Origin of the sequence: Paraburkholderia sp. HP33-1 (assembly GCF_021390595.1) — a bacterium.
In the GTDB taxonomy this organism is placed as follows: Bacteria; Pseudomonadota; Gammaproteobacteria; order Burkholderiales; family Burkholderiaceae; genus Paraburkholderia.
This window is the reverse complement of record NZ_JAJEJR010000003.1, coordinates 457,629-479,294: the sequence shown is the minus strand read 5'-3', so window position 1 is coordinate 479,294 and position 21,666 is coordinate 457,629. Positions and strand designations below refer to the sequence as shown.

General features: G+C 58.2%; 21 protein-coding genes. 6 read left to right on the top strand and 15 right to left on the bottom strand.

The features are described 5' to 3' along the window. Positions 1–9: 9 nt before the first annotated feature. From L0U81_RS29220 to L0U81_RS29160, 13 genes are all read right to left on the bottom strand, one after another. Positions 10–1,503, bottom strand: coding sequence for an FAS1-like dehydratase domain-containing protein (locus tag L0U81_RS29220; RefSeq protein WP_233808869.1), 1,494 nt, complete (start codon positions 1,501–1,503; stop codon positions 10–12). 70 nt (positions 1,504–1,573) lie between these two features. Further along, the gene (locus L0U81_RS29215; RefSeq protein WP_233808867.1) at positions 1,574–2,788 is read right to left on the bottom strand and encodes an MFS transporter; all 1,215 of its coding nucleotides are present in this window, start codon (positions 2,786–2,788) and stop codon (positions 1,574–1,576) included. Between the two features lie 97 nt (positions 2,789–2,885). Continuing rightward, complete coding sequence (locus L0U81_RS29210) at positions 2,886–3,719, bottom strand: YciI family protein (protein ID WP_233808865.1); 834 nt, start codon at positions 3,717–3,719, stop codon at positions 2,886–2,888. Between the two features lie 74 nt (positions 3,720–3,793). Beyond that, a complete protein-coding gene (locus L0U81_RS29205) occupies positions 3,794–5,320 on the bottom strand; it encodes an FAS1-like dehydratase domain-containing protein (RefSeq protein WP_233808863.1) in 1,527 nt (508 codons plus the stop codon). 11 nt (positions 5,321–5,331) lie between these two features. Then, positions 5,332–6,852 carry an FAS1-like dehydratase domain-containing protein gene (locus L0U81_RS29200; RefSeq protein ID WP_233808861.1) on the bottom strand — a complete coding sequence of 507 codons (1,521 nt, stop codon included), beginning with the start codon at positions 6,850–6,852 and terminating at the stop codon, positions 5,332–5,334. Between the two features lie 84 nt (positions 6,853–6,936). Beyond that, the gene (locus L0U81_RS29195; RefSeq protein WP_233808853.1) at positions 6,937–7,572 is read right to left on the bottom strand and encodes a nuclear transport factor 2 family protein; all 636 of its coding nucleotides are present in this window, start codon (positions 7,570–7,572) and stop codon (positions 6,937–6,939) included. A 26-nt stretch (positions 7,573–7,598) separates the two neighbouring features. Then, positions 7,599–8,276, bottom strand: coding sequence for a nuclear transport factor 2 family protein (locus tag L0U81_RS29190; protein WP_233808851.1), 678 nt, complete (start codon positions 8,274–8,276; stop codon positions 7,599–7,601). Positions 8,277–8,328: 52 nt separating this feature from the next. After that, a complete protein-coding gene (locus tag L0U81_RS29185) occupies positions 8,329–8,979 on the bottom strand; it encodes a nuclear transport factor 2 family protein (protein WP_233808849.1) in 651 nt (216 codons plus the stop codon). Positions 8,980–9,043: 64 nt separating this feature from the next. Continuing rightward, positions 9,044–10,189, bottom strand: a complete 1,146-nt coding sequence (locus L0U81_RS29180) for a thiolase family protein (protein ID WP_233808840.1) — start codon at positions 10,187–10,189, stop codon at positions 9,044–9,046. 46 nt (positions 10,190–10,235) lie between these two features. Continuing rightward, on the bottom strand, positions 10,236–10,619 hold the full coding sequence (locus L0U81_RS29175; protein ID WP_233808838.1) for a Zn-ribbon domain-containing OB-fold protein: 384 nt from the start codon (positions 10,617–10,619) through the stop codon (positions 10,236–10,238). Between the two features lie 2 nt (positions 10,620–10,621). Continuing rightward, on the bottom strand, positions 10,622–11,368 hold the full coding sequence (gene fabG / locus L0U81_RS29170; RefSeq protein WP_233808829.1) for a 3-oxoacyl-ACP reductase FabG: 747 nt from the start codon (positions 11,366–11,368) through the stop codon (positions 10,622–10,624). A gap of 47 nt (positions 11,369–11,415) precedes the next feature. Then, complete coding sequence (locus tag L0U81_RS29165; protein WP_326489889.1) at positions 11,416–12,960, bottom strand: class I adenylate-forming enzyme family protein; 1,545 nt, start codon at positions 12,958–12,960, stop codon at positions 11,416–11,418. 121 nt (positions 12,961–13,081) lie between these two features. Further along, positions 13,082–13,222, bottom strand: coding sequence for a hypothetical protein (locus L0U81_RS29160; protein WP_233808823.1), 141 nt, complete (start codon positions 13,220–13,222; stop codon positions 13,082–13,084). 280 nt (positions 13,223–13,502) lie between these two features. Between L0U81_RS29160 and L0U81_RS29155 the strand changes: the two genes are divergently transcribed. From L0U81_RS29155 to L0U81_RS29130, 6 genes are all read left to right on the top strand, one after another. Beyond that, on the top strand, positions 13,503–14,441 hold the full coding sequence (locus L0U81_RS29155; RefSeq protein ID WP_233808821.1) for a cyclase family protein: 939 nt from the start codon (positions 13,503–13,505) through the stop codon (positions 14,439–14,441). 11 nt (positions 14,442–14,452) lie between these two features. Then, entirely contained in the window at positions 14,453–14,800 is a 348-nt protein-coding gene (locus tag L0U81_RS29150; RefSeq protein ID WP_233808819.1) for a cupin domain-containing protein, read from the top strand. Beyond that, positions 14,797–15,606, top strand: coding sequence for an SDR family NAD(P)-dependent oxidoreductase (locus L0U81_RS29145; protein WP_233808817.1), 810 nt, complete (start codon positions 14,797–14,799; stop codon positions 15,604–15,606). The genes L0U81_RS29150 and L0U81_RS29145 overlap by 4 nt, the downstream gene beginning before the upstream one ends. A gap of 5 nt (positions 15,607–15,611) precedes the next feature. Then, the gene (locus L0U81_RS29140) at positions 15,612–16,526 is read left to right on the top strand and encodes a 3-hydroxyacyl-CoA dehydrogenase family protein (protein ID WP_267957333.1); all 915 of its coding nucleotides are present in this window, start codon (positions 15,612–15,614) and stop codon (positions 16,524–16,526) included. An 11-nt stretch (positions 16,527–16,537) separates the two neighbouring features. Beyond that, a complete protein-coding gene (locus L0U81_RS29135) occupies positions 16,538–17,476 on the top strand; it encodes a 3-keto-5-aminohexanoate cleavage protein (protein ID WP_442793483.1) in 939 nt (312 codons plus the stop codon). A 327-nt stretch (positions 17,477–17,803) separates the two neighbouring features. Continuing rightward, positions 17,804–19,252, top strand: a complete 1,449-nt coding sequence (locus L0U81_RS29130; RefSeq protein WP_233808811.1) for a carbohydrate porin — start codon at positions 17,804–17,806, stop codon at positions 19,250–19,252. Between the two features lie 165 nt (positions 19,253–19,417). Here the strand turns inward: L0U81_RS29130 and L0U81_RS29125 are convergent, their stop codons facing one another. Further along, a complete protein-coding gene (locus L0U81_RS29125) occupies positions 19,418–19,711 on the bottom strand; it encodes a hypothetical protein (RefSeq protein ID WP_233808809.1) in 294 nt (97 codons plus the stop codon). 283 nt (positions 19,712–19,994) lie between these two features. Further along, positions 19,995–21,554, bottom strand: coding sequence for a methyl-accepting chemotaxis protein (locus L0U81_RS29120; protein ID WP_233808807.1), 1,560 nt, complete (start codon positions 21,552–21,554; stop codon positions 19,995–19,997). Positions 21,555–21,666: the final 112 nt, after the last annotated feature.

The window sequence follows — 21,666 nt, the reverse complement described above, 5'->3', positions numbered from 1 at the left end:
TATTTCTCCTCAGATTTTCTCGACCAGATCCATCTTGAAGCCAAGCGGCACGCGAGTGTCGATTCCGGTTACCTCATCGTCGAGTTGAGCCACCACATAGCCCTCAGGGTCGACGAAGTAGTCGTAGACCGTGGCCGTCTTGCCCGCCAGCTTGTACTCGCCAGGCATCGGCCAATCCGGCCGGTCCTTGATGCGGATTCTGTCACCCGCCTTGAACTTCGACGCCGGTGCGCGCGGATAGGAGTCGGCCTCAGTGCCGTACATCTTTCCGTCCGCCATGCTGGCGGGCACAAAAACCGGAGGCTCGTTCCGAGTGAATATTTTGTCCCGGGAAAGCAGGCTGACCGTCACCAGGCCTACTGTGGACACGTAGCCCCGGATCGTCTCGATGCGAACGTAGATGTCGACCAGGTACTCGCCGTTTTCGACATAGGTCCGCGCGACCTCGCCCCGGCCAAAAATGGTGTCGCCCATGCAGACATTGCAGAATCGCTGCCAGCGAATCTTTCTGAGGAAGCCGTCGTCGCCCATCCAGTTCGTTACCAGGCGGCCTAGGAAGTTTTCCACGCTGATTGGCTGCAACGACGTCGAGTAATGGGCAAGGTCGAAGGGCTGAAGCTCCGCGATTTGCCGCACCATGTGAGATTCGGCGCTTTTGTGGGGGATGTTGGTCACGGGGTCGACCACCATTCGCCCCGGCGTTTGCTTGCGGCATTCCCTGACAGGAAGGTTCGCCACACCCATCGCTTGGATGTCGATCACCGCATCCCACGGGGTCAGTGGACCCTTGACAATCGGATTCAGTTCATCGCCGGCCGAGACGTCTTCCCAATACCGGATCCTCGCGCCGCGGATCTCCTCGGCATCTTCGACCGCGTAAACTGCCGCCAGATCTTCCTTCGAGTAGGCCAATTCCTCGGTAAACCTGAGCCTCTCATCAAGAAAGTGTTTCGAACCCGGGGGTAGAATGTGCGTAAACCCGCTGCGGTAGAACGTACTCGTCAACTCGCCTCGCTGGTTCTCGAACAGCAGTGTGTCGGAGACCTTGAATACGCGTTCGGACTCGCCGTCCTCTCTCGTCACGTCCTCGAGTTTCGGGGCACCAATGAATACCTTGAAGGAGTCGTTCAAGCGAATCGGCTGGAAGAACTCCCGGTAGGTCATGACATATAGGTGAGTGAGGACTCCCACGTCCGGCGCCACTTTCAGAAAGTACGCCCGAGGTCCGGAGTGCGAGATGCATTCGTAATAGAACGGGGGTGCGATGACTCCACCCCAACGCGTATTGATCGCGTATTTCTCATCGCGCCACAACGGGTTCCAGTAGTCTGCTGCACAGGCAAAGTGCTCGATGAGATCTTTGGTGGCGACACGATGAAAGATCGGATAGGGAATTTCCCGCGACCGGGTCTCGCCCATCCACCCTACCAGGCTTCGCCAGTCCTCCTCCCACGCTTTCATCATCCGCTCTTCTGCCGCTGTATAAACGCCGCGTACTGCCATAGTTGAAAATTCCTCAGTAGAGTTGGTCAATCCGTTTGCGCTTCGCCTGTCGGCGATAAATTCAAGCACCTTAAATGGACCCGTTCTGCGGATGCACGCCATGCTTCAGACTTTGTCCCGGAACTGCCTGCTTCAGGAATAGCGAGGCAACCGCTAATACCCCGAAGCCGATTACGCTCATCCAGTACGGTGTTCGCATCGAAGTGGATCCGATCAGGCTCATGACCCCGGCAAAAATCAACGGAGAAGCAAATGTTCCAGCATTCATTCCTGTCAATGTGATCGACATGGCCAAGGCAGATTTTTCACGACCGACCGACTTTCCGGCGGCCATACAGAGCCCCGCGAAAGCGAGCCCCAAGGATCCGAATCCCAACAGCAATTCACCAATAGCAAACTCGTAGAAGGTGCTGCCGGTTGCGAACAGCCATTGAGACGCGCAGGCCGCGGCGAATCCTACGGTGATGGTGCGCAACCCGAAGTTCTTGAACAATTTGCCGAAGATCAGGCCTGCGACCGTTGCGCCTCCCGTCAGCAGCATGAGGGCGGTACCTGCGAGCGCAGGGCTCAGTCCTAACTGGTGAAAAACGATTGAGATGTTTCCCATGGAAGGGAAAATCAGCACCGCATAGGCGAACGTCAGAATGCCGTAGACCCAGAATACCGGCGGCAAACCCTCCAGCAGCTTCGGCTTGACCACCAGTGCAGCGCCCGAAGGCACTGCTCCCCTTGCCGGCTCTGGCAAAAAGATCAACACAATGACCAACGTCACGAGCGTAACCGCATTGAGCAGGAATGGATAAGTCCAGCTCATTCCCGCCAGCACACCGGCTGCCAATGAGAAAACCATTCCCGCAATGCCGGAAACAACATTCTGCATGCCCATCATGGTCGCCTGATTTTCGGGCGCCACCAGGCCGAATATCAATGCCAATACCAGTGGCATGATGATTCCCTGCCCAATGCCGAACATACCTCTGGCGACGAGAATCATCGTCCAGTCCCGTAACCAGAACGGCGCCATGCCGCCTATGGCCATCAATAGCAGGCCGGCCGATATAACCGTCCTGTACCTGACGAAGGTGCCGGTAATCGGACCCACCAGTAGGGCTATCGGCATCGAAATCAGGACCGGTATCGTCAGCAATAGCATTAAGGAGGTATAGGGAACATTCAATGCACTTCCGATCGAATGAAGCCCGGGCGACACAGTTTCCAGAAGCTTGCTTACGAAGGTAATCGATAGCACCGCCAGGATGATCTGTGCCTGTTGTCGTTTGCTCATGTTAGTGTCTCCGCCATTCATGTTTAGGTAAGCAGGACACCAACAGCGCCCCGTACTTAGCCTTTCTCCACCGCAGGTTATTGCCTCAAGCCTTGCTCTACACCTCCGGTACGACGATGCCGGCTCGGGTGATCGCCTCGCGCAGCGCTCCTTTATGACGGGGGCTCGCTTTGCGAACGGGGTAGTGGATACACCACTCGAAGTACCTGAAATTACTCATGATCCCCCAGCGGCATGCGGCATCCATTTCGTTGTACATCTTCGCCATGTCGACGTTCGGTACATTGAGGATGTGCAGCGACTTGTCGGGGCCCGCCGGGCCCACGCCCCAATCGATTCCCATCGTCCCGAGCCCACCCTCCGCATGCCGGTTGAAGACATGCATCACATGAAAGATGGACATTTGCCCTTGTTTGTCCATGTCCTTCATCGCGAGTTCGAGGTCGAAATCTCCGAAACAGGCGACTAACGTTCGCGGCGTTGTCTCATGGACCTTGAACTCGATCACCTGCTCCGGCATGGGCGGCATGGCGCTCTTGTAGATCGGCGAATGAATGTGCCATTCGAAATACCAGGGATCGTGAAAGACGCCTTCCTGATAGAACGGGTCGGCCTCCATCAGTTTTCTGGCCTCGTCCAGGCTTTGTGCTCGGTAGATATAGAGCACCTCGGAAAAATCCGCCGAAGGGCCGGCTTCGTAAAACTGCTCGCCTAGCCCGACACAGTAGGACAAGTGCTTGTCGAACTGGACCTTCAGTTCGTCGGACAGCTCCGCCCCAGTTTCGAACTTGTTCTTCAACTCCCGGGCTACGTCACTGCAAACTTTGGCGGAGCAGACAAAAAGGGCGGGAGGGACCGGCTCGGTGAGCACGAGCCGCAACGTCCTCAGTTCCCCCGGAAACGGAGGCAATGCGGGTGATTGACTAGACATTTACGCGTCTCCACGGATTGTTGCTTCATAAAGGTTCGAGGCATGCGCTAGCGATGCCGCCCCAGGCATAACTCTCAAACCTTCGCGATGGAATCCACCTTGAGACCGAGGGGCACTTTGGTGTCGATTCCCGTCACTTCTTCGTCCAGCACAACCAGAAGGTACCCGTCCAGACTATCGACGGTATCGACAACCCGACCCGCTTGATTGGCGAGCTTGTAGCCACCAGGCATTGGCCAATCCGGGCGATCCTTGATCTTCACGCGATCGCCCTTCTTGAAGCCGGCCTGCGACCGCTCGGCCGCTGTGACCGACTCTCCCCGCGCCGCCCCAGCGCCGGGGAATGCAGGAGCCGGCCTGAAGAGCGGCGGATCGTTGCGGTTAAAGACCTGCTCGCGTGACAGGAGGCTGACGGTCGCCGGCCCCACATTGGTGATGAAGCCACGAACAGATTCCATGCTGGTGTCGAGGTCGACCAGATATTCGCCATTCTCCACATACTTCCTGACGACCTTGCCGCGCCCGAAGATCGTGTCGCCGAATGGCGTATTGGCAAGCTTGTGCCAGCTAAACCTCCGCAGGAAGCCGTCGTCTCCCGCCCAGTTGGTGATCACCTTCGACAGGAAATGAAAGATCGGGGGACCGACCAAGGTGGTCGAGTAAGAGTTCACGAGTTTGGCGACGCGATCGGACAGATGCAACTCGATGTCTTGATAGGGAATATTTGTCGAAGGATCGACGATCACCGTATCCGCGTTCACCTTACGTAAGTCGTTCATGGTGTGGGCGGCCACACCGAAGCCCTGCATCGAAACGACAGAGTCCCACGTTGTCAACGGACCCATCACGATCGGTGGCAGTTCGTCGCCAACGTTCACGTCTTCCCAGTACCGGATTTCCGCTCCGCGCCGCACTTCGGCGTCATACAGGCGGTCGATGGTCTGGATGTCCTCCTTGCTATAGACGTACTCCTCGGTCCAGCTGAGCGCCCGCTTTGAAGTGTGGTCTTCCGAAGTTTCCATTACGAAGCTCTTCTGAATTCCCACATCGGACGAAGGCGGCAAGATCGTGTAGATATGCTTGTCGGTGTTGGTGCAGACGACCTCGTCACGCTGGTTGATGTAGCTGATGACCCGCGTAAGCCTGAACTGGCGCATCGAATCCTTGCCGGGCCGAGTGATGTCGTCGATCAGGGTCGGGCCGTACCAGATCCTGAATGTGTCGTTCACGCGGATCGGCTGGTAGAAATCTGACTTGTGCTCCATGAGCACGCTTTCGTTGACGACGATGCCATGCTCGGGTGGTAGCTGCAGAAAGACAATTCCGCCACCGTGCAGGATGCAGTGATAGAAGAAAGGCGGGGCGATAATGCCCCCCCACCGGGTGTTACGAGCGTAACTCTCATCGCGATAGAGCGGATTCTTGAAGTCCGCCGCAGTTGCCATGTGTTCGATGAGCTCCCTGCTGGCCACGCGGTGCGCGGGGAAGGAGAACTCTTTTTGCAGGCCTTCCTTGATCCATCCTGTCAGTTCGGCAGACCTCCTCTTGAAATCTGCGAGCATCTTCGCTTCAGCCGCGCTATAAACACCACGCTCTGCCATGATAGTTTTCCTTAGATTTTTTCAATCGAATCGGATCGGAAGCCAAGCGGCACCCGGACGTCTATGCCGGTCGCCTTCTCATCGAGCCTGGCCAGCACGTAACCCCGCGAATAGTCGACAACGTCGTGGACTGTGGCAGTCTGATTTGCCAGCCGGTAACCGCCGGGCATCGGCCAATCAGGACGATCCTTGATCCTGATCCGGTCGCCGATCTGAATGCCGGAAGAACATGCTTCAGCCTGGATTCCCGCCGCACGCGCGTCTGATTCGACCAGCGAAGCGGCCCTGAACGCCGGCGACTTGTTGCAGGCGATGGTCTCTTCCCTGGCAAGCAGGCTGACGATCGACGGGCCAACGTTGCTGACGTAGCCCCGGATCGATTCCATCCAGACGTCGAGTTCGACCATGTGTTCGCCGTCCTCGACAAACTTGCGAGTCACCTTGGCCCGGCCGAAGACCGTGTCGCCGAATGCAGTGTTGGCGAAGTTGCGCCAGGTCAGGCGTCGCAGGTAACCATCGTCGCCAGCCCAGTTGGTGATCAGCCGCGCGAAGAAATGCAGGATCGGCGGACCGATCGGCGTCGTGGAATAGGAGTGGAACCGCTTGGCGCCCTGATCGGTCAGGTGGAACTCGATGTCCATCACTGGAACATGGGTCTTGCGATCGATGATGACCGTATCTGCGTTCATCTGGCGCAGGTCGTTCATGGTGACGCAGGCGGCGCCGAATCCCTGTAGGGCCACCACCGAATCCCAGGTGGTCAGCGGGCCCATTACGACAGGAGGGAGCTCGTCGCCGACGTTCACGTCTTCCCAGAACAGCGTCTTGCCGCCGCGCCGCATCTCGGCGTTGTACAGCCGGTCAATGACCGCAATGTCCTCTTTGGTGTATCGGTATTCCTCGGTGTATTCGAGGTCCATCGTCATGCCGGGCATGGGAGGCAGGCTTTCCATGATGGAAAACTTCTCCGGCCCGCGGTTCTCCGCCGGAGGCAAGATCGTGTAGTAGTGGTAATCCGTGTCCGAGCAGACGACCTCGTCGTTCTGATTGATATAGCTGATCACTCGGGTGGACATGAACTGGCGCAGTGAATCCTTGCCCGGCCTGGTAATGTCAACGAGCTGCGAAGGTCCGTACCAGATCCTGAAGTAGTCGCCCAGACGTATGTGCTTATAGAAGTCGGTCTTGTGCGCCATGAGCGAAAGCTCCATGCGCACGATGCCTTCCTCCGGCGGTATGAATAGCGGGCAGATGCCTCCACCATGAAGGATCGCGTGGTAGTAGAACGGCGGCGCAACGATGCCGCCCCATCGCGTATTCCTCGCGTACGCCTCATCGCGGTACAACGGGTTTCGGAAATCGGCTGCCGACGCCATGTGCTCGATGAGCTCCCTGGTCGCGATCCGATGTGCCGGATACGGAAATCCTTCGGCAGGGGTTTCTCCGATCCAGCCTGTCAGTTGCGCGGATCTCTCTTTGAAATCCGCCAGCATCTTCTGCTCTGCTGCCGTGTAGACACCACGCTCTGCCATGATCAGAAATCCTGTTGCGCTCTTTTTGAGTTGGATTCACCTTGAATCCGGCGCGGATTCAAGGTGTGCTCGCATCACGTTCGTTTAGTCGGGTACCGGTTGAAACTGGTTAAATTCGTGAGGGTGGTAGGGTTTGAATCTGGCTTCCGGGCGATCCGGTTTTGCCCAAGGCGGTACCAGGAACCGGCGCGCATCCGGCTGCTTGATCCAACCTTGTTCGAACGGAGTGCGGAAATACAATTCCAGGTGGTACGTACGGATCCGCCACTGCCCGTCTTCCTTGGCGAACTCGATCACGTACTTCACCATGATCCAGAAGGCGGTCAGCTTTTCCTCATCTCCGGGATACGGCGTGCAGGGGAAGCTATTCGGTCCGAATCCGTGCCACAAACCCTTTGCGGTCTTCCCGTCCTTGCTAACTTCGATGTAGGGAGTCGAGTTTGCGACGGTTCCCATTACGCCATTGGCCGACATGACGGCACTCGCCATTCCGTCCCACAAACGTCGAACTGACTCGATACCCTCGTAGATGCCAGCCAGGTCCGTTTTTACGTTCGGGTCCTTCTGCGCAATAATGTCATTCGCAATCTTGCGCACACCGCCTGTGTCCAGGTTGTGGTTGTACTCACCCTGCAAATTCATTAACTCGAAGTAGTCCACCATTCCGTCGATCTGGGCGGCAAGCTCAGCGACGCGATGTTCCAGGTCCTTCGTCGACACAATTAATCTCCCGTCTTTTCTTGCAACTAGTAGACCAACCCTCGCGGCTCGTGGGCGCTAGGCAATATCGAATTTTGAGTAGCAGGATCGTAGGGGAAATGCCCCGACCCAGGCTTATCGGGACTGCACTCCGAGACTGGCGGAGCGAACCGATATACGTCCGGCGCTTCCACCCAGCTCTGGTCGTAGGGACATTGCATATACTTCAATGCATGCAGTGATTTGATCCTCCACTCCCCGTCTTCCTTGACGTATTCATTCTGGTATTTGCCCATGTACCAGGTCGCGGTCAGCTTGGCTCGTTCCCCCGATGCCTGTTTGACTTTGTGCTGATTCACGGGAACGCTGTTGGGGCCAAAGGCATGCCATATACCTCTTGCATGGGTCCCATCCTTACTGATCTGAACGTGAGGCGTCTCGAGCATCACCGTGCCGAGATATCCGCGGATCGACTGAATGTTGTGCCGAGCGTTCCAGAACCGTCGAATGGATTCGATACCCACGTAAATCCCGGTGTCTGCAATTTCACACCGTACCTCCGGATCACGCTGCGCGAAGAGTTCGTTCACGATCCGGTCAGTGTTGTTCAGCTCCAGGCAATAGTTGAACTTCGCCTGCAAATTGATAACCGCGATGATGTCATCCAATAGCTCGGCCTTACGTTCCAGTGCGGCTACCATAGCGGCAAACTTTTGTGTCTCCATGCACAGCTCCTTCAATTCGATATTTCAAGGTGTATTGCGCTCAGGTACCAGATCAGTCCGGCTCCGGAATCTGCCTCAGGAAGTCATTGTCGCCGTGAGGGTGATACATGTAGCTGAGCGCACTGGGCTCGTTCGGCCGGCACACGGACGGCGGGGGCGCGATACGGTATGCGTCTGACTGCTTGATCCAGCCCTCTTCATAGGGCGAGTAGAAGTAGTGAATCAAACGCAGGGATCGGATCTTCCAGCGACCGTCTTCCTTGACATACTCATTGGAATACTTCCCCATGAACCAGATGGCAGTGAGCTTTTCCTGGTCGCAGGGATACGGAGTCGCGAAAAGGCTGTTTGCGCCAAACGCATGCCACATTCCCTTGGCCGTATTTCCGTCCTGATTTACGCGAACGTGCGGTGTTCGCAGCATGATGGTTCCAAAGTAGCCGCGTTCAGCCTGGATTTCATGCCGCGCTGACCAGAATGCCCGGATCTGATCAATGCCTTCATAGACGCCGCTGTCGGAGATCTCGCAACGTACTAACGGGTCCTTCTGGGCAAACAGCTCATCCACTATCCTGTCGGTTTGATTTGCCTCGAGATAGTAGTTGAACCTCGCCTGCAGATTCATGATTTCAATGAAAGCCGATGACTGCCTGATTCTGGCCTCAAGCTGGTCGATCCTGACTTCAAGCTCACTGTTTCCCATCGTCATTTCCTATCTAATTGCAAGGTGTCCACTTGTGATCATTCGCGATGCGTGCGGCAGCCGACTACCGACCCAGAACGTGAATACAGCACGCCCCGGCTTCCAGGCCAGCTGCAAAACCGCCAATCATTTGCGCGAGGCCCAGCCTGGCGCCGGGCACCTGACGCGCGCCGGCTTCTCCGCGTAGCTGTAGCGCGATTTCGCAGATGTTTCGCACGCCGGAAGCACTGGGGGGGTGTCCGAGCGAAAGCAGGCCACCGCTCGGATTGACCGGGATTCGGCCACCCAAAGCCGTATCCCCGGAACGCAAGAGCCGCACACTATCGCCAGGGGCGCAAAGGCCCAAGTCCTCGTAGTGGACCAGTTCTTCGGGAGCAAAGGCATCATGGACCTCTACGACGTCAAGATCCTCAGGTCCGATGCCGGCCATCTCGTATGCGGCAGCAGCCACCTTCCTGCCCACGTCGAAGGAGATCAGATCCGTCTGGTCGAATGAATAGCTCCCGGAACGCAGAACCGAGGCAAGTATCTTGACGCCGTGATTGACGAAGCGCGGTGCCAACTCCGCGGCACATAACACAACTGCTGCGGCTCCGTCTGTGTTCGGGCAGCATTCGAGCAACCGTATCGGGTCGGCAATCATCCGCGACTGGAGCACCTCTTCGACGGTAAGCTCTTTCTGATACTGTGCCATCGGGTTGAGGGCCCCGGCGTGATGCGCCTTGACAGACACTTGCGCGAAATCTTCTTCTGTCGCGCCACGCATGTGCATAAGCCGACGTGCGATCAAAGCGAAGTCGACGGGAATAGCGCCGCCAAGTTGTCCGGCCAGATCTTCTTCGCGAGGCGTAATGAGCTTTCCCGCAAAAGGGCTTCGAGTCACGGACTCCAGGCCAACTGCCAGCCCGATATCGCACAGCCCAGAGGCAATGTCTTTCCACAAGCTGCGCACTGCCGTTGCCCCACCCGCGCAGGCGTTCTCGACGTTGACCATTTCGATGCCGGTGATGCCGACATCTGAAAGAAGCACTTCTGACGTGATCTGATCCACGTACAGACGGGCCGTAAAAGCTTCCTGGATTTGCCGCGGGCCAACATTGGCATCCTTCAACGCTGCCCGCACGGCCTCGCGTCCCAGGTCAATAGCATCTGTCTGGGGAAACTTGCCGAAGCGGCTTTGTCCCACTCCGATAATGGCGACATCTCGCATGAACTCAGGTCTCCAGTCTCAATGTTCTCAAACGTCCAACGCTGCGCTATGCCGGTATGAATTCAAAGCCATCGACTTCGCCGCTTTCTTCGGCCCACAAGACTCTCGGGCGTGCGCGCATTGGCATGCCGACAGCGAATTTCTGATCCCCGGTCTCCGAGATGGGCGAAAAGACTCTGAGGCCATCGGCGAACTCGATCAGGCCGACGGAGTATGGAGGCTTGAAGTGCACCGTCGGCATATGCACGGTTGAGAATGAAAAGAGACGGCCATCCGGTCCTGCTTCCGCATCGCGTGTGGCGCCGCCGCATTTCAGGCAGCTTTGCCGGCGGGGAAAGAAGGACTGTCCGCATGATGCGCAGCAACTTGTAAGCAATGCCACGCCCTTTTCACGAGGTTCAAACAATCCGGTTCTGAAGGGTTGCGCCATGGTTACATGCCCTCGCTGCCGCCACTTACATGCAATATCTGGCGCGTGATGTATCGAGCTTCGTCAGATGCGAAAAATACGACAGCAGCCGCCACATCCTCCGGCTCCCCCATGCTTCGCATCGGGATACGCTTAAGGATCCGGTCTCGCATCTCAGCCTCGAAGCTTTCCGTCTTGGGCGTCTTGATCAGGCCCGGTGCAATACAGTTCACCGTAATTCCATTGGTGGCCAGCTCCAGCCCCAATGCCTGAGTCATCCCCACCACACCAGCCTTGGCCGCACAGTAATTGACCTGTCCGATGTTTCCTCGATAAGACATCGAAGAGATGTTGATGATGCGGCCGTACCCGTGTTCGATCATTCGGGAAACTACGGCACGCGTACAGTTGAACGTCCCGGTCATGTTCAACTTCAGCGCGGCTTCCCAGGCCTCGTCGCTGAGGTTCTGTATCAGTCCATCACCGATCCCACCGGCATTGTTGACAAGAATGTCCACACCTCCGAGCTGGTCCGCGGCCTCCGAGATCATGCTATTGACTTGCCGTGAGTCCGTGATATCCGCGAAGTTCGCCATTGCCTTTGCGCCCACATGACGCACCAGTTCAACGGTTTGCGCAGCCAGCTGCGCATCAATGTCATTGACCAGAACGTTAGCTCCGGCCTTTGCCAATGCGATGGCAATGCCACGGCCCAGCGGTCCACCGGCCCCGGTAACCAGAGCCACTTTATTCTCAAGACTAAAAGACATTCTTCTCTCCTCGCGAGTCACCTGTTCAATGTTCCGGGCGCAACGGCTCACAACTTCCGCTCGCGCGATGCCCAGTGCACCGCTCGCAACTGGATCTTCGCGATCTTTCCCGAAGAGTTCTTCGGCAACTCATTGTGAAACTCGAAGACGCGAGGTCGCTTGTAACGGGCCATGTTCGCGACGCAGAACTGTTCAAGCTCGACTTCGGTAACTGTCGCCCCGTTGCGCAAAGACATGGCCGCACAAACTTTCTCGCCGTAGACATCGTCCGGAATGCCAAACACTGCCACTTCATGGATGGCCGGATGCTGCGAAAGCACCGACTCCACTTCGCGCGGATAAATGCATTCTGAACCGCTGATGATCAGCTCCTTGCGTCTGCCCACGATCGTCAGCAGCGAGTCCTCTTCTACCCGTGCGAGGTCTCCGGTATAAATCCAACCGTCCCGGATCAGATCGGAGGTTGCCTTTGGGTTGTTCCAGTACCCCAGCATGCCGTTATCGCTTGCACGGACGATGACTTCACCTACCTCACCCAAAGCGACGTCCCGCATGTTTTCATCGACGATGCGGCTTTCAGCGTTGAAGGCTTCACGCCCCGTTGTCTGCGAGTAGCGGGAATGGTCTTCCGGCAGGAGCACCGTGACCGTCCCGCATTCAGTAGCCCCGTAGACCTGATAGAAGCTGGCGGAGAATTTCGCTTCTGCGCGACGCAGAAGGCTCACCTCGATTGGCATTCCGCCGTAGTAAATCTTTTTCAAACTTGATACGTCGAACCGATCGAACCCATCGTAATTGCAAAGCATGGCGAGCATCGTCGGCACCGTGTGGGCAGCAGTAATCCGATGCCGCTGGATCTGCCCCAGGATCGTCTCGGGGTCGAAGGATCCCCGGTGAACCACGCCGCTGGCACCGATCATCATCATTGAATTCAGCGCGCCGTTCAGCCCCGCGTTGTGAAACAGCGGCATCGCCAGATGCAGAACGTCTTCCCTCTTGATATCAAGTTCGACGATGTTGGAGATGAACAGCCGGAAATACCCGGCATGCGAGTACATGACACCCTTGGGAACTCCCGTCGTTCCGCTGGTATACATGATCGTCGACACACTGTTGGGATCGACCTCGATTTCCAGGGCCTCGGCGGATTGATTGCCCAGCAGATCGTAATGGTTTGGCGATCTCGAGCGAGACGAATCGCTCTCATCGCCGAGGAGTATCAGCTCGGGCTGTGACGCGAGGCCGGTCAATGCATCGGAGACAGTCGCCGAATATTCATCTTCGAAGAACAGCACCTTGGTTCCGCAGTTCTCCAGCACGAACCTGATTTCAGCCGCAACAAGGCGGAAATTGATGGGCACGAGAACCGCACCGCATTTGGCCACTGCCTGGGTGATTACGCCGTAGTCGAGACGGTTCTGCGCAAGAAGCCCGACCCTGTCACCCGGCTGCACGCCTTTGAGGATCAACGCGCGTGCGAGCTGATTCGAAAGGCCATCCAGTTCCGCGTATGTAAGATGCCTGTCGCCCATTGTCAGGGCCACTTTAGATGGGTATCGCCGTGCCGCTAGACGCGACAAATCGCCTATCACTCGCACTTTATTTCCTTAGCGTTGTTGCCACGACGAATCAAGAATCGTTGGCAGATCATAAAAATTGTTCCGGGGCACTGACCGCGTGATCGCTTCAAAGTCCTTGTTGCGCCACTGGTCTTTACAAGCCGGGATGTCGATCTGCATCGCTCAACGCATCTCCTGCAATCAGCACTCTGGCCACCATCAGCATCAGATGCTCGACCAGCGCGCCACGGGGTAGTAGCGACAACTCAATCAGGCGATGCGCCAATACGCTCACGACTGTTCTCCGGTTGGCCCCACGGTTCTGGCCGAGAGGCTTGACTGCTCTGGTCACACCACTACCGATCGGCCGCGGCCTTCACATCTTGCGGCCCATCCCAGCGACCACCCTTCCACACGAAAGGCGCCGCTTCCACGGTGGCCTTTGACCGCCTCGTTCTTCAGCTGAAACCTACGGCCGCTGCTGCGCGAGTTGGTGTAGCCACTATAGTCTACGGTACAACTGTATCGTATAGGGGTACACCATAATACCCGACTCCGCCCGTAATGCAATACAGTTGATCCGCAATGTAGTACAAGACGGGCTGAAACACCAGCTGGGAGAGCGGCCTGCTTTCCCTTTTCGAGACACCAATACGGATGCGAGGCTAAAGGTGACGATCACGATTCGCGGCGTCGAATTTCAGGAAAATCTCAACAACGACATGGGGCTTGAGTTCTATGACCTCAGTCACCCGTGGGGCTTGGGTCAGCCGTGCTGGCCGTACTTCGAGGACGTAAAAATCGAACGCCTGCATTCGATGGCCAAGTCAGGCGTCCTCACACAACGCATCACGACGGTGATGCACTCGGGCACGCACATCGATGCGCCGGCACATGTCGTCGAAGGCACGCCCTTCATGGACGAGGTGCCGCTGCCGCACTTCTTCGGCACAGGCGTGGTGGTCTCGATCCCGAAGCAGAAGTGGGAAGTGATCACGGCCGAGGACTTGGAGAAGGCCACGCCGCAGATCCGCGAGGGTGACATCGTCATCGTCAACACCGGTTGGCACCACCACTACGGCGACAACCGCATGTACTACGCGTATTCGCCGGGCTTTTACAAGGACGCTGGCGAGTGGTTCGCGAAGAAGAAGGTGAAGATGATCGGCACGGACACGCAGGCGCTCGACCACCCGTTGGGCACGGCGATCGGCCCGCACGGCCCGGGCTGGCCGAATGGACTGCTGCCCGATGTGAACCGGGAGTACGAACGCGTCACCGGTCGCAAGGTGATCGAAGACTTCCCCGAATGGGAACCGTGCCATCAGGCGATCCTCAAGCACGGCATCTGCGGCATCGAGAACATCGGCGGCGAACTGGACAAGGTCACCGGCAAGCGCGTGACCTTTGCCGCCTTCCCGTGGCGCTGGACCAAGGGCGACGGCTGCATCGTTCGTCTGGTGGCGATCGTCGACCCCAAGGGCACATATCGTTTCGAGAACGGCCAAGGCTGAGGGGGTACGAAATGAAAGTCGTCCGCTTCGACGAAGCGCCTCCCTACGAAGCCCCGAACCACTTTGACATGCGTTCCCTGCGGCTTCAGGGATTTGCGTCCGGCGGTCCGGAAAAGTTCTGGGTCGGCCTGTCGCATTTCCTGCCTGGCGGCGGCGCCGGGCCCGACAGTTCTCCGCTGGAGAAGGTCTACGTGCTGCTGGCCGGAGAGCTCACGGTCGAGGCTGGCGGCGAATCGGTAGTGCTTTCGCCGATGGACAGCTGTTGCATCCCCGGCAATGAAATGCGCAGCGTGAAAAATCACGGCAACGAGATAGCGACGATGCTGGTCGTGATGCCCTACCTGGAGAACAAGCCATGACGTCACACGCGGACTGGTTGCGCAACCCCGGCTCGCTGTTCGACATTCGCGGCAAGGTAGCCGTTGTCACCGGCGCTTCCGGCTCATTCGGATCACTGGCCGCTGCGGTACTGGCAGGCGCAGGCGCGCGGCTCGTGTTGACAGCGGGCAACGGGAAAGCACTGCAAGAGACGGCGGCACAGTGCGCCGACCTCGGCGCCGAGGTCGAGACCGTGCAGCGCCGTCCCGGCACGGAATCTGATTGCGACGCCATCATGGACGCGGCAATTGCGCGCTTCGGTGCTCTCGACATTCTTGTCGTCGGTTCCGGCCTCAACGATCCAGCACCGATCGTCGAGCAGTCGCTAGAACGCTTTGAAAAAGTGATGGATGGCAACGTCACCAGCGCCTGGCTCCTGTGCCGCGCCTTCGGGCAGCGCGTGATATCGCGAGGCACGCTGGCCAAGGTGGTACTGGTGTCGTCGGCTCGAGGCAAGTTGGGCCACCCGGCTGGCTACTCGGCCTACTGTGCCTCGAAAGCCGCCACCGATGGTCTGACGCGTGCACTCGGCTGCGAATGGGGCAAGCACGGCATCACCGTCAACGCAATCGCCCCCACCGTGTTTCGCAGCCCGCTCACGGCCTGGATGTTCGAAGACAACGAGAAGGCCAACGCAGTGCGAGCCGGGTTCCTGTCGCGTGTGCCGCTAGGCCGCCTGGGTGAACCGGAAGACCTTGCCGGGCCCCTGCTGTTCCTGTGCTCGAAGGCCTCGGACTTCCACACGGGCCACACTGTGTATGCCGACGGCGGCTACACCGCGGGTTGACGACGATGGCAAATCACGAATGCATTGCCGTAGTCGGCGCGGGTCTGATGGGCCATGGAATCGCGCAGGTGTTCGCGCTCGCCGGACACGAAGTTCGCGTGTTCGACGTCAACCATGAGGCGCTCAGAAGTCTTCGCGAACGTATCGGCCGCAATCTGGCCGACCTTGGCCAGGATATCTGGGCAACCTCGCGCGTGCATAGCTTCGACGACCTCGGCGAGGCCGTGGCCAACGCAGACATCGTGTTCGAGGCCGGTCCGGAAGACCTCGAGTGGAAGCGCAGGCTCTTCGGGCAACTGGAGGAACTCGCGCCCGCGCATGCCACGCTAGCCAGCAACACTTCGGTAATTCCGATCACCGAGATCATGCGCGGCCTGCGCACCGGTCAGCGCGCACTCGGCACGCATTGGTGGAATCCCCCGTACCTGGTGCCGCTCGTCGAGGTGATCAAGACACCGCAGACTGAGGCAGCTGTGGCGCATCGCATGGCCGACCTGTTGGCCGCGGTTGGCAAGACGCCTGCGATGGTCGAGAAGGACGTGCCGGGTTTCATTGGCAATCGCCTGCAGCATGCGCTATGGCGCGAGGCTATCGCGCTGGTCGCTGAAGGCGTGTGCGACGCGCGGACGGTGGACACAGTCGTCAAGGCCAGCTTCGGCCGCAGGTTGCCGGTGCTGGGGCCGCTCGAAAACGCCGACCTTGTCGGCACCGACCTCACGCTGGCGATCCACCGCACCGTACTGCCGGCAATCGACGCCACGCCCGGTCCGGCGCCCTACCTCGAGAAACTCGTAGAGGCCGGGCGCCTGGGCTTCAAGTCCGGCGAAGGCTTCATGCGGTGGACCATCGAAGAACAGCAGGTACTTCGCGCGAGGGTGCTTGCGCACCTGAAGGCAATGAACGCGGCTGAGGGCCGCTGAAAGGAACCATGATGGCAAGAAAGCCGCACAAGGTGATCATCACCTGCGCCGTGACGGGGGCGATCCACACACCGTCGATGAGCCCATACCTCCCGCTGACGCCGGCCGACATTGCCCGTCACGCGATCGACGCCGCGAGGGCCGGTGCCGCGATTCTGCACATGCATGCACGCGACCCGCGCGACGGCCGGCCGAGCGCCGACCCCTCGGTGTTCGGCGAGTTCCTTCCGGTCATCAAGGCGGAGACCGACGCGGTGATCAACATCACCTCCGGCGGCTCGACCAAGATGACGCTCGACGAGCGCCTCGCACCACCGCTGCGCTTCGAGCCCGAGATGGCATCGCTGAATATGGGCTCGATGAATTTCTCGATTCACCCGGTAGCTTCAAAAATCAACGAGTGGAAGTATGACTGGGAAAAGGCCTACGTCGAAGGTACCGAGGACATCATCTTCCGCAACACCTTCCGAGATATCGGACGCATTCTGGCCCACCTCGGCGAAGGCTGCGGCACGCGCTTCGAGTTCGAGTGCTATGACATCGGCCATCTCTACAACCTCGCGCACTTCGTCGACGCAGGGCTCATCAAGCCGCCGTTTTTCGTGCAGTCCATCTTCGGCATCCTAGGCGGTATCGGCCCCGATCTGGACAACGTTGCCTACATGCGTCAAACCGCCGACCGTCTGTTCGGCGACGACTATCACTGGTCGGTGCTCGGCGCCGGACGCCATCAGATGCCCGTGTTGACCTACGCCGCGCTGATGGGCGGCAACGTGCGCGTCGGGCTCGAAGATTGCCTCACGTTGGGCCGCGGCCAGCTCGCGCCCGACAGTGCGTCGCAGGTGCTCAAGATCCGCCGCATTCTTGAAGAGCTGGGCTTTGAGATCGCCACTCCCGCCGAAGCGCGCGCAATGCTCGCTCTCAAGGGCGGCGACCGGGTCCGGTTTTAACGAACGATGGCTCGGCCCATGCGGTGTGTCGCGAAACGTACGTCCACGACGCTGAACGCAGCCTCGGCAGCCGTCAGGCGCCGACGTCGGACTCGCGACCTCCGGGAAGCCGCATCTTCAAAACAAGCCCTGTGGTCGTCGTCACAGTGCTTTGCAGCGAACCACCTTCGCATGGCGAGGTGGCAGGAATGACAGACGTACGGTAACAAAGCCAGAAGTATGCGGTAGTCGCCATGACGAAGTTAGGTGCATCAAAGACGAGCTTTCTGCTGAGTGCTCATGCGCTTTGACGGAAAGCCTCAACTTATAAAATACTGGAGACGAAAGATGAGGATGGTTCGCCGTAATCTCGCCCGGAAGGTCATTCCGACGTTAATACTGCTCTGTTTTGCTCGCGCCGGATCCGCTCAGGAGAACAATACGGCGCAAATCGACGTGCCAACTGCGCCCGGCATGGCTACGCCGGGGACGACCCCTCCCGCGGGAATGACGCCTCCGCCCGGAATGGCGCCGCCGTCGGGAATGACGCCTCCGCCGGGAATGACACCCCCGCCGGGGATGGCGTCGGGGTCAGAGGGATGCTCCAGGTTTGATGCGCTTGCCACTACGGTCAATGCTTACCGGATGGCCCCCCCACCGTGCCTCACCTTCGAACCGAACGCCTGGGGGTTAAGACCGGCACTGGCGGAAAGGGGCATCGGCTTTAGTATTCAGAGTTCGGTGACGTTTACATACGATCTGCTGGGACATAATGCAAAGCCACAAACCTACGGCGGTCAGAATCCGACGTGGCAGGCCCAGTTTATTCAGCTTGACACAACGTACGATCTGAATCGAATAGGATTCACACCGGGCTCGCAGTTCCAGTTTTCGGCAAATTGGGGCTGGTCGACGTATCAGGCCGCCTTCCCGAACTTGACAAGTGTCTCCGCGATTGCAGTTCGCCAGCCGCTCGCTGATGGGTTGGTAGAGCTGCGATACGGCCTCCTTCCGCTCATCTTCAATTTTTATGGGTTGTCGCTGGCGGCGATTGGCTTCGGCGCGGCCCAGGGGCCGCTTAGCACCATCCCCTACGAAGTTGGCCTGAGTTTGCAGGAGCCTTCGCTTTCGGGGGAAGTTACGGTCCGCTACCCGGGAAACCGATTGTTCTATAACAGCTTCGCCGTAAGCCAGAGTACGACGCCAATGGCTGAACACCAGAATAATCCCTACGGGATCCGGCTCACGCCAGGTGGGACTCGCCCGCTCGTAATCGATGAGTTTGGATACGGGTCACCAACGGGGTCGACGTGGGTGCGCGCCGGTGCGATCTTCAACTGGACGCGCTATACCCATTTCGCAACCCAGGCAGACGTAAGCGGGAACTACGCGTTCTATGTGGGCCTGACACAGCAGCTGACCCAACTGGGGAACCCGATGCGGGGCCTCTTCATGGATCTGAAGTTGGATTATTCGCCTCAGGACCGCAATGTGTTTGCGCGGGACGTGCTACTGAGCCTTTACTACAAGGGCCCATTTGCCAACAGGCCGTTCGATATGGCTTCCCTAGGATTCGGATACGCTGCCTTCAGTAAAGATCTGCACAATGTATTGTCGATGATGACGTCCGGCCTCCCCACGAACACGAAGTCCGTCACAGCGTCGTACGCAGCACTTGTCAGAAGAGGGATATTCGCGATTACGACCCTCTCCTACACGACGGCTCCTGCAGGGCCTTTTTATGCACATCCGAAGAGTGCACTACTCTTCAGCGAGAATCTCTCGTTCGCGTTCTAAGGTCGGTCGGAATCAGCAGATAGCCCGCGATTCCAACTCTGAAAAAGTCTTTTATGGATGACCGCGAACTGGCACCGAACGGCCAGTTTGCGCGTCAGTGGCCTGTGTCGAAGCCCGAGCACGGGGCACTTCCCGAGAACAGCGTACTCCGTGCTGAAGAGCACCTCACGTCGACTCGTACTGCGCGGTGCGAATCGCATCGTCAAAGCTTCGACTGGTTGCGACATGTTTATGGTCGACCGTGACCAGCCAGGAGTCGTCGGCGTGTAGCCATCGGATCCGCCTGTCCTCCATCAATTCCGAAAACCAGCGCCATAGTGCCGCGTCCTCAGCATTCGCCGCGGCGCTCGCTACGCGTCGCTGGCTCTTCATATTTTCAGGACGTTCGAGCATTTGCAAAGAACAATCACGCTCGTGCGTAGGCGTCCAAGTTTGCGGGAATGTGGCTCTCTTGTTCACGAATAATCTCCAATCCATTGATCGCCCTCTTGTGAAACAGCGCGACCTCGTCTACTCGTTGGCCGGATCAGCTCGTTGGGGTGAGTTGACGAGCTGATGAACAGCGTGCTGCACAGTTGAGCATTCTTGTTTTGCGCGCTACACCAACTTCTACCAGCAGTTTACTTTCCACCGGATACCGGACAGGCAGCCGATGGATCACTTGCCCTTGCAATGTAGAGGCTGCACTGATGAAGTCCCCAGTGCGAGCGTCTCCCTCTTATGCTTCGCGGTAGCTGGGCTGTCATCGGCTAGCAGTTTCCAGCGTGAATTCATTGATAGAGTTCTTAAGTCTGCCCGCCTGTTCCTCCATCGACCGGGCCGCAGCAGCAGTCTGTTCAACCAGCGCAGCCTTCTGTTGGGTCACCTCATCCATCTGAGTCACGGCCTGTCCAACCTGCATGATGCTTCTGTTCTGCTCGTCCGATGCCGATGCGATCTCCGCCATGATGTCCGTCACGCTCGTGACTGCGCCAATGATATCGGTCATTGCGGTGCCAGTCCGATTAGCCAATTCATGCCCTTGGGCTGACACGGATACTGCAGCATCGATCAGCTCCTTGATTTCTTTCGCCGCCATTGCGGCACGCTGAGCAAGTGCACGTACCTCGGTCGCCACCACTGCAAACCCGCGACCCTGCTGGCCGGCCCGCGCCGCCTCGACGGCTGCATTCAGTGCAAGGATATTCGTCTGGAAGGCAACGCTTTCAATCATCCCCGTAATCTCGGCAATTTTTGCCGAGCCTTCGCTGACTTGCCGCATCACACCGACGACCTGCGCAACAACCGCGTTGCCGCGGCCCGCAGTCTCTGAAGCGTCAACGGCCAGTCCCGCTGCACGTTTGGCATTCTCCGTGTTTCGCCGGGCAATACCTGTCAGTTCCTGTATGCTCGCCGCCGTTTCTTCCAGAGATGCTGCCTGCGTTTCTGTGCGTGCGGATAAATCCGCATTGCCTGACGCAATTTCCATCGACGCGATAGTGACGGATTCCGCCGAGTTGCGCACAGCGCACAGCACCGCCGACACCCGCGCCATCAACTGGTTGAACGCATTGGCCGTCTGGCCAAGTTCGTCCAGGCGTTCGACTGGCGCGCGGTGCGTCAGATCGAGTGTCTGGTACGCCTTATGGAGCGTCGTTTGTATTCCGCTGACGCTGCGGCGAATCGTTCGAAGTTGCATCCACGCGTACCCGCCTACCACCAGCCCGCCCGTAACCAGCAGCGCGATCATCAGGGTCAGGATGTGTCGATAGGCGACCACATCGCGATCGTGAACGGCTCTCGCTTCAACATCCAGTACGCCGCCGAGTCTTACCACGTCCTGGAACAGCGCCACACCGGCGGGGCGAGCCTCGTCCGCTTCCGTTGCGATTGCATCCTGAGCTTTTCCTGCGCGGATCAAGCGCTCTACTTTCGAGAGGGCGGTGACAAACCGCTGGCGTTCCATCACGAGATTTTCCGCGATCGACTTGATAGCGTCCGCCTTTTCGCCGCGCTGGAACCGGTCGAACTGTTCATCGCTACCCTTTCGCAATTCCTGAATGATTTGAAGGCGCTGCTGCCTGGCCGCTTCATCCGTCGAACCCAGCACTTCCATCAACTGAACGCTTTGGCCCAGCGTCATGATGAACGAGTTTTCGATGTATTGTCCCGGGCGCGTGATGAGCTCGTAACTACGTTGCGCCCGCATGTTTGCATCTGCAAGGCCCCTGATTCCAAGAATCGCAACGAAAATTGAGAGCAGCCCGAGAGAGCACCACGCAGTTATGAGGCGTTGCTTCAGACTGAAAGTGGATCCGTTCATGCAACAGCCCTCCATTCCTGATTATTCATTTCAACGCTGCCACGCTGGCTGCACCGTCGAAGGTCAGATGGAACCAGTAAAGCCGGTTTGTGGAGGAGAACCTGAAAAAGCC

Bases quoted from the DNA above. Each gene is read 5' to 3' on its own strand.
- L0U81_RS29180 (WP_233808840.1), bottom strand. From the start codon at position 10,189: ATGCGAGATGTCGCCATTATCGGAGTGGGACAAAGCCGCTTCGGCAAG.
- L0U81_RS29190 (WP_233808851.1), bottom strand. From the start codon at position 8,276: ATGGAGACACAAAAGTTTGCCGCTATGGTAGCCGCACTGGAACGTAAG.
- L0U81_RS29205 (WP_233808863.1), bottom strand. From the start codon at position 5,320: ATGGCAGAGCGTGGTGTTTATAGCGCGGCTGAAGCGAAGATGCTCGCA.
- L0U81_RS29150 (WP_233808819.1), top strand. From the start codon at position 14,453: ATGAAAGTCGTCCGCTTCGACGAAGCGCCTCCCTACGAAGCCCCGAAC.
- L0U81_RS29140 (WP_267957333.1), top strand. From the start codon at position 15,612: ATGGCAAATCACGAATGCATTGCCGTAGTCGGCGCGGGTCTGATGGGC.
- L0U81_RS29145 (WP_233808817.1), top strand. From the start codon at position 14,797: ATGACGTCACACGCGGACTGGTTGCGCAACCCCGGCTCGCTGTTCGAC.
- L0U81_RS29215 (WP_233808867.1), bottom strand. From the start codon at position 2,788: ATGAGCAAACGACAACAGGCACAGATCATCCTGGCGGTGCTATCGATT.
- L0U81_RS29185 (WP_233808849.1), bottom strand. From the start codon at position 8,979: ATGGGAAACAGTGAGCTTGAAGTCAGGATCGACCAGCTTGAGGCCAGA.
- L0U81_RS29120 (WP_233808807.1), bottom strand. From the start codon at position 21,554: ATGAACGGATCCACTTTCAGTCTGAAGCAACGCCTCATAACTGCGTGG.
- L0U81_RS29220 (WP_233808869.1), bottom strand. From the start codon at position 1,503: ATGGCAGTACGCGGCGTTTATACAGCGGCAGAAGAGCGGATGATGAAA.
- L0U81_RS29175 (WP_233808838.1), bottom strand. From the start codon at position 10,619: ATGGCGCAACCCTTCAGAACCGGATTGTTTGAACCTCGTGAAAAGGGC.
- L0U81_RS29200 (WP_233808861.1), bottom strand. From the start codon at position 6,852: ATGGCAGAGCGTGGTGTCTACACGGCAGCAGAGCAGAAGATGCTGGCG.
- L0U81_RS29130 (WP_233808811.1), top strand. From the start codon at position 17,804: ATGAGGATGGTTCGCCGTAATCTCGCCCGGAAGGTCATTCCGACGTTA.
- L0U81_RS29210 (WP_233808865.1), bottom strand. From the start codon at position 3,719: ATGTCTAGTCAATCACCCGCATTGCCTCCGTTTCCGGGGGAACTGAGG.
- L0U81_RS29135 (WP_442793483.1), top strand. From the start codon at position 16,538: ATGGCAAGAAAGCCGCACAAGGTGATCATCACCTGCGCCGTGACGGGG.
- fabG (WP_233808829.1), bottom strand. From the start codon at position 11,368: ATGTCTTTTAGTCTTGAGAATAAAGTGGCTCTGGTTACCGGGGCCGGT.